5 protein-coding genes are annotated in these 6,391 nt (G+C 66.7%); all 5 read right to left on the bottom strand.

All coding sequences use genetic code 11. The features are described from left to right. Positions 1-31: 31 nt before the first annotated feature. Positions 32-1,735: a Na/Pi cotransporter family protein gene (locus tag ABWP92_RS15745; RefSeq protein WP_353236348.1), complete on the bottom strand. Its 1,704-nt coding sequence runs from the start codon at positions 1,733-1,735 to the stop codon at positions 32-34. A 13-nt stretch (positions 1,736-1,748) separates the two neighbouring features. After that, the gene (locus ABWP92_RS15740) at positions 1,749-3,215 is read right to left on the bottom strand and encodes a GntP family permease (protein ID WP_353236347.1); all 1,467 of its coding nucleotides are present in this window, start codon (positions 3,213-3,215) and stop codon (positions 1,749-1,751) included. 2 nt (positions 3,216-3,217) lie between these two features. Continuing rightward, entirely contained in the window at positions 3,218-4,297 is a 1,080-nt protein-coding gene (locus tag ABWP92_RS15735) for a patatin-like phospholipase family protein (RefSeq protein WP_353236346.1), read from the bottom strand. A gap of 133 nt (positions 4,298-4,430) precedes the next feature. Then, positions 4,431-5,114, bottom strand: coding sequence for a trimeric intracellular cation channel family protein (locus ABWP92_RS15730; RefSeq protein ID WP_353236345.1), 684 nt, complete (start codon positions 5,112-5,114; stop codon positions 4,431-4,433). Next, the gene (locus ABWP92_RS15725) at positions 5,093-6,355 is read right to left on the bottom strand and encodes a M20 family metallopeptidase (protein ID WP_353236344.1); all 1,263 of its coding nucleotides are present in this window, start codon (positions 6,353-6,355) and stop codon (positions 5,093-5,095) included. Before ABWP92_RS15725 ends, ABWP92_RS15730 begins: the two co-directional genes overlap by 22 nt. Between the last annotated feature and the right edge of the window lie 36 nt (positions 6,356-6,391).

Below are 6,391 nucleotides of genomic sequence, written 5' to 3'. Positions count from 1 at the left end.
TCTAAGCCATGGAGTGATGGCCGCTGGGAAGTCAGTCTTCCAAAGAATCGGGTGTCTGTACGTCGTTCAGCGGCCTGCAGGCCTTGGCGATGGCACGGGACAGCCTGGCAATCTCGTTGAGACGCTCGATCATGTCGCCTGCCAGGCGGTAACCGGCGACATCCGCCTGGTTGCGCAGTTGCAGGATGGACATGGTGTGCTGCCGCGCCGCTTCGGCCTGGGCTTCGATTCCCGCCTTGGCGTTGACCACCTCGAGTATGGAGTCCGCATCGGGATGCGCGATGTTCTGGATGGCGAGCGCGAAATTCATCAGCACGGCACTGGCGAATTCCGATGTCCCGATGCCACGCAACTGGCTTGCGTTCGCGCCATTGGCGGCGCGGCGCTGGCTCAGTGCGAACATGTTGACGGAGGCGATCTCCCGGATGGAGTCCAGGTAGGTGCTGATCCGCGCGAGGCTGACCAGTTGCCGGCCTTCGTCTTCCGTGTGGACGGCTTCGGAGAGGCTTCCCACATAGGTCAGTATGTCCATGCCCCGCGCGTCGGCGGCCTTGTCGTCATCGGCCAGCGTGGCCGAGGCTCCGACGCCGCTTTCAGCGGCCAGCGCCGTGCTGCGCCTGGTCAGCTCCAGCACCTGTTCGCTCAGCGCGGACAACTCAAGCTGCGCGCGGGCGATGGCAAGCGCGGGCGTATCCACCAGAGTCCTGTCGAGATAACGTGCTTCGCCCGGCAGCTTGCGGTCCTTGGATGTGTTTGGAGCCAGCCACTGCGCGAGCTTGCCTATGGGGCCGGTGAACCAGATCAGTATGGCGGTGTTGAGCACGCTGAACACCGTGTGGGCATTGGCCGCCTGGCGCGGCATTTCGGCGGCAAGGCGTGCGGTTCCGTGCAGCTCGGGGGATGATGGTGAAATATGGCGAATCAGATCGGCGAACTGCGGGATGAAAAAAACCAGGCAGAGCACGCCGAGCAAATTGAAGATCAGGTGGACGATGCCGACCTGCACGGCTTCGGAGGACTTGCCGATCGACGCCAGAAGCGCGGTTCCGCAGGTGCCGACATTGGCTCCCAGGATCAGGGCGATGCCGGATTCCAGGGGCATCAGCCCCTGGCTTCCCAGCGTGATGACGATGGCCAGCGTGGCCGCTGAGCTTTGCACGATCGCGGTAAAGATGGCTCCGGCCGCAATGCCGATCCACGGATTGCGCATGTCCTGCATGGCGGCGATGAATGGCTCGTATTGGCGCAGGGGGCGAGTGGCGTTCCCCATGAATTCGAGGCCCAGGAACAGCAGGCCCAGTCCCATCAGCACCCCGCCCAGCTTGCGCAGCGTCCTGTGGGTGGCAAAGCCATGCATCAGGAAACCGCCGGCCAGCAGAAACGGCGCGATGGCCGATATGTCGAAGGCAATGATCTGCGCCGTGAGCGTCGACCCGATGTTGGCTCCCATGATGAGCGGGATGGCCTGCTGAAGCGTCATCAGCCCCGCGGATACGAACCCCACCAGCAGCACGGTGGTGATCGTGGAGGAGTTGAGCAATGCAGTGATTCCCGCCCCGGCGAGCACGCCGCGCAACCGGTTCATCGTGAGCGCGCCCAGCAAGGATTGCAGGCGGGATCCGGCTATCGCCTTGAGCGCCTCCGTGATGAGCTCCAGCCCGAAAAGAAACAGGGCCAGGCCACCGACCAGCAGGCCGCTGATCTCGATGGGGCTGAGGCTGGAGGCAGGAGGCATGGCCGAGGACTCTTCAGAAGCTGCCGAACCACGTGCCCAGCACCAGTACCGCGCACAGGGCGAGCAGGGCGCTCACGATCGACACCATGGCGATGTCCCGGTAGCTCTCGCGGTGGGTGCAGCCGCATACGGCGAGCAGCGACACGACCGCGCCGTTGTGCGGCAAACTGTCGAGGGTGCCCGCGCCGATCACGGCCAGGCGGTGCATCAGCGAGGGATCGAGGTGGACTTGCCGCGCGATCTCCATGAACGCGGGGCCCAGTGTTTCGAGCGCGATCGTGAGACCGCCCGAAGCGGATCCGGTCAGCGCCGCCAGCAGGTTGGTGGAAAGGGCCAGCGATACCAGGGGACCGGCGTCGATGTTCATCACCCATTCCCGCACGACGGAGAAGGCCGGCAGGTCGGCGACCACCGCGCCGAATCCCACGAGGCTGGCGACCGACATCACCGGCAGGACCGCGGCATTGGCGCCGGCATCCACGCTGCCGCGCAAGTCGCTCAGGCGGCCGCGGTGCAGCAGCAGCAGCGTCACCAGCCCGGCCGCCAGGCCCGACAGCACAGCCCACAGGCCCGCGACCTGGCCGGCCCCGAGTTCACCGAAGCGGGGCGTATCCAGGTAAGACAGATCGGCCCGGGGCAGAAGCCAGAGCCCGACCGTCAGGTTCACGGCGATGACGACCGCCAGCGGGACCAGCGAGCCGAGCGTGCCGGGCCTTCCTGTGCCCGCCGCGCTTTCCGGGTGCCGCGTGCCATGCGCCATCTCGATCGGGTCGAAATGGGTGGCGGTGCTGCCGCGCTCGCGCAGCAGCGGGTCCTGCGCGTCGGCGGGAGTTCGCTGCGCGGGCGTATATCCTTCGGATCGCTGGCGCGCCCGCGCCTCGCAGCGGGACAGCCACCACAGGCCGAAACCCGCCATCACGGCTGCCGCGATGGCTCCCAGCCCGGGCGCGGCGAACGCCGTCGTCCCAAAGAACGGCATGGGGATGGCGTTCTGTATGGAGGGCGATCCGGGCAGCGCCGACATCGTGAAGGTGGATGTGCCCAGCGCAATGGCGGCGGGCATCAGGCGCGCGGGCAGGTTGGCCGCGCGGAACAGCGCGTGTCCCATGGGCGCGAGCACGAAGAACGCCACGAACAGGCTGACCCCGCCATAGGTCAGCAAGGCTCCGGCCAGCACGATGGCCAGCAGCGCGCGCCGGGGGCCGAGCCAGCGGGTCATGCCCTGCGCGATGGCCAGCACGGCTCCGCTGTCATCCATCAGCTTGCCGAAGATGGCGCCAAGCAGGAAAAGCGGGAAGTACTGGGCCACGAAGCCGGCCGCCGCACGCATGAAGGTCACGGTCCAGTGGGCCAGCAGCGGCTCGCCTGAAAATGCCGCCGCGATCAAGGCGGCGGCGGGCGCGAGCAGCAGCACGCTCCAGCCTCTGTAGGACAGCCAGATGAGCACTCCCAGTCCGGCGAGAATTCCGACGAAGCTCATTCTCAGACTCCTTGCAGAAGAACATCGAGATCGAGGGTCGAGCGCTGCCCGAGGTCGGCCGCGTGCGCTGCCAGGAAGGCGTCCGCGGCATCGCGGCCCTTGTCGCGCAGCATGCACAGGAAACTCCATTCCGCCAGCATCTTGGATGATGCGCTCAGATTCTCGATGATGTCGGTGCCTATGCGGTGGATGCGCATTTGCGCCCATTGCCGCCCCTCGCTATGGCCGGGGTCGGCCACCTGGCGCAGCAGCGCCATCATCCGCAGCTCCTTGAGCAGGGGCGCGTTGAATGAAATCTCATTGATGCGGTTGTGTATGGCCTGGGCGTTGCGCGCGGGTTGGTCGCGCTCGATGGGGTTAATCTGCACCAGGATCGTGTCCTGGGACTGGCAGTGCCTGACCAGCGGCGTGATGGTCGGGTTGCCCGCGAATCCGCCGTCCCAGTATTCCTCTGCGTCGATCTCGACGGCATGAAAGACGGTGGGCAGGCAGGCGGATGCCAGCAATACCTCGGGGCTGAGTTCCGCGTTCGAGAAGACCCGTCCCCGTCCGGTGCGCACCTGGGTCGCGGTCACGAACAGCTTGATGGGGGACACCGCCAGGCGCTCGAACTCGACATGCGACGAGAGCAGGTCCGTCAGCGGATTGCGGCCGTGTGGATTGAGGGAGTACGGCGACCACAGGCGCGCCGCCAGATCGAACATCAGATAGGCGGGGGAGCTGTCCAGGCACCAGCGCCCCAGCATGACGTCCAGGGGGCCTCGCTGCAGAGGGCTCAGCCTGGCCGCTTGCGCAACCGCGCGCCAGAAGGATTCCAGCGAAGCCTTCGCATCGGCGCGGCCGCCGCGTTCCAGGCCGCTGAGCATGACCGCCGCGTTCATGGCTCCGGCCGAAGTGCCGGAGATGCCGTCCAGCCACAGGCTGCGCTCGTCCAGCAGACGATCCAGCACGCCCCAGGTGAACGCGCCATGCGAGCCGCCGCCCTGCAGCGCGAGATTGACCGGAATGGGTGGTCGCGCCTGCCGCGTCTTGCCGGCGCCTTGGGTGTCTGGGGTGGATTCGATGTTGCCGGAGTGACGCATTTCTTCGGACCCTCTGTGGAATCGAACAAGTGGACCACCGGCTCGATGCAATCATCATGCCTGATCGGGCGGCGGCTTGTCTGCAACAACGTGCTCCGGCGATCGGGGTGTTGCAGGACGGCAGGCGCCATTTTCAGTCTTCGTGGCGGCGATGGCGTCCGGGCGAGCGCGGCAGGTGCCATCGGTAGCGCAGCGACAGATAACGCAATACGAAGCACGTCGCCAGGGCGATCCAGGTGCGGCCGCTCGACAGCCATCCCAGGCGTTCGCCGGCCACCTCGATGAGGGCGGCGACCAGCGCGGCCGATGCGTAGATCTCGCGCCGCAGAATCACAGGCACGCGGTTGAGCAGCACGTCGCGCGCCACGCCGCCGCCCACGGCGGTGACCACGCCCAGCAGGACCGCCACTTCCGCGTTATGGCCGTAGATCATGGCCTTCTGCGCTCCGGTGACCGCGAACATCCCCAGGCCCAGGGAGTCGAACAGCGTCACCGGATGCGCAAGGCGGGCGACCAGCGGGCTTGCGGCGATCGTCATCCAGGCTGCAACCATGGCTACTGTGAGATACCTCCAGTCGGCCAGCCCGGCCGGCGGTACGGCGCCGATGCACAGATCGCGCACCACGCCGCCGCCACAGGCAACCGTGAAGGCAACCACCATGACGCCGAACCAGTCCAGTCCGCGGTCTCTTGCGGCGACCGCGCCGCTGATGGCGAAAGCGAAGGTGCCGGCCAGATCGAGAAAGGTGAACAGGCGGTGATCGTTCAGGCCCGCCAGAGCCAGTTCGTGGACGTTCATGCGCCAGGGCAAAGCCATGCGCCGGCGGCGGCCAGCATCGCCTGCAGGCCGGTCTCCAGCGTCGGGTGGATCCGGGGGGCGAACTGGGGCGAATGGTTGCTCGGGATCCGGTTCACCGTCTTCTCCTGCAGGGCCTTCGCATACACATCGGGGTCGGTGCCGCCGACGAACCAGAACACGTAAGGCACGCCCCAACTGCGCCCGAAGATGCTGAAGTCCTCGCTCGCCGATGCCGGGTGGGCGGCCAGCAGGGACCTTTCGCCGAATTGAAGGTGGAACGCACCGGCCACTTTTTGCGTGGCGGCCAGATCGTTCTCGGTCAGCGGATAGCGGTTGATGGTGGTGAACTCGGGCGGCCGTTCGGCGCCGGAGGCATCGCACTCGGCGCAGCAGATGCGGCGGATCGACTTGAGCATGTACTCGCGCGTGTCCTCGCTGAAGGTGCGCACGTTCAGCTTGATGGTGGCGTCGTCGGGAATGATGTTTTCCTTGGTGCCGGCCTGTAGCGACCCGATGGTGAGCACCGCCGGCTCGGACGGCGCTATCTCCCGCGAGACGATGGTCTGCAGGCGCAGCGTGGCCGATGCGGCCATGATCACCGGGTCGATGGATGTCTGCGGCTGCGAGCCATGCGAGCCTCGCCCGAACAGCCTGATCTTCAGGCTGTCTCCCGCCGACAGCGTGACGCCGGGGCGGTACATCACGGTGTCGGCCGCGCCGACCATCACGTGCTGGCCGAGGATGATGTCGGGCGTGGGAAAGCGCCCCTCGCCCCAGTCCTTGACCATGGCGGCCGCGCCCTCGGCGGTTTCCTCGCCCGGCTGGAACACGATCATCAGCGTGCCTTGCCAGGCCGCGCGGTTGCCGGCCAGGATGCGCGCCGCGCCGATCATCCAGGTCACGTGCATGTCATGGCCGCATGCGTGGGCGACGCCGACTTCGGCGCCATCCGCACCGCGCGCGGTCACGGTGCTGGCATAGGGCAGGCCGGTGTTCTCCGCCATGGGAAGCGCATCCATGTCGGCGCGCAGCATCACGGTGGGGCCGCTGCCGTTCTTCATCAGGCAGACCACGCCGGTGACGCCGACGTTGCGCGTCACCTCGTAGCCCAGGCCTTCCATGGTGTCGGCGACGATCTTCGCCGTGCGCACCTCCTGCATGGACAGTTCGGGGTGCTGGTGAAGGTCCTTGTAGAGCGATTCGAGTTCGACCATCAGGGAGGCGTCGGCGTTACCGAGCGCCTGGGTGAGCGCGTTCATCTTGTTTTCCATGTGGTCTTGGCAGGATCCGGATGG

The organism is Diaphorobacter ruginosibacter, from assembly GCF_040396215.1.
GTDB classification, from domain to species: Bacteria; Pseudomonadota; Gammaproteobacteria; order Burkholderiales; family Burkholderiaceae_C; genus Diaphorobacter_A; species Diaphorobacter_A ruginosibacter_A.
The sequence above is the reverse complement of the archived record's forward strand: the minus strand, read 5'-3'. Positions and strand labels throughout refer to the sequence as shown.

Coding starts and splice junctions, on each gene's coding strand:
- ABWP92_RS15735 (WP_353236346.1), bottom strand. CDS start 4,297: ATGCGTCACTCCGGCAACATCGAATCCACCCCAGACACCCAAGGCGCC.
- ABWP92_RS15730 (WP_353236345.1), bottom strand. CDS start 5,114: ATGGCTTTGCCCTGGCGCATGAACGTCCACGAACTGGCTCTGGCGGGC.
- ABWP92_RS15740 (WP_353236347.1), bottom strand. CDS start 3,215: ATGAGCTTCGTCGGAATTCTCGCCGGACTGGGAGTGCTCATCTGGCTG.
- ABWP92_RS15745 (WP_353236348.1), bottom strand. CDS start 1,735: ATGCCTCCTGCCTCCAGCCTCAGCCCCATCGAGATCAGCGGCCTGCTG.
- ABWP92_RS15725 (WP_353236344.1), bottom strand. CDS start 6,355: ATGAACGCGCTCACCCAGGCGCTCGGTAACGCCGACGCCTCCCTGATG.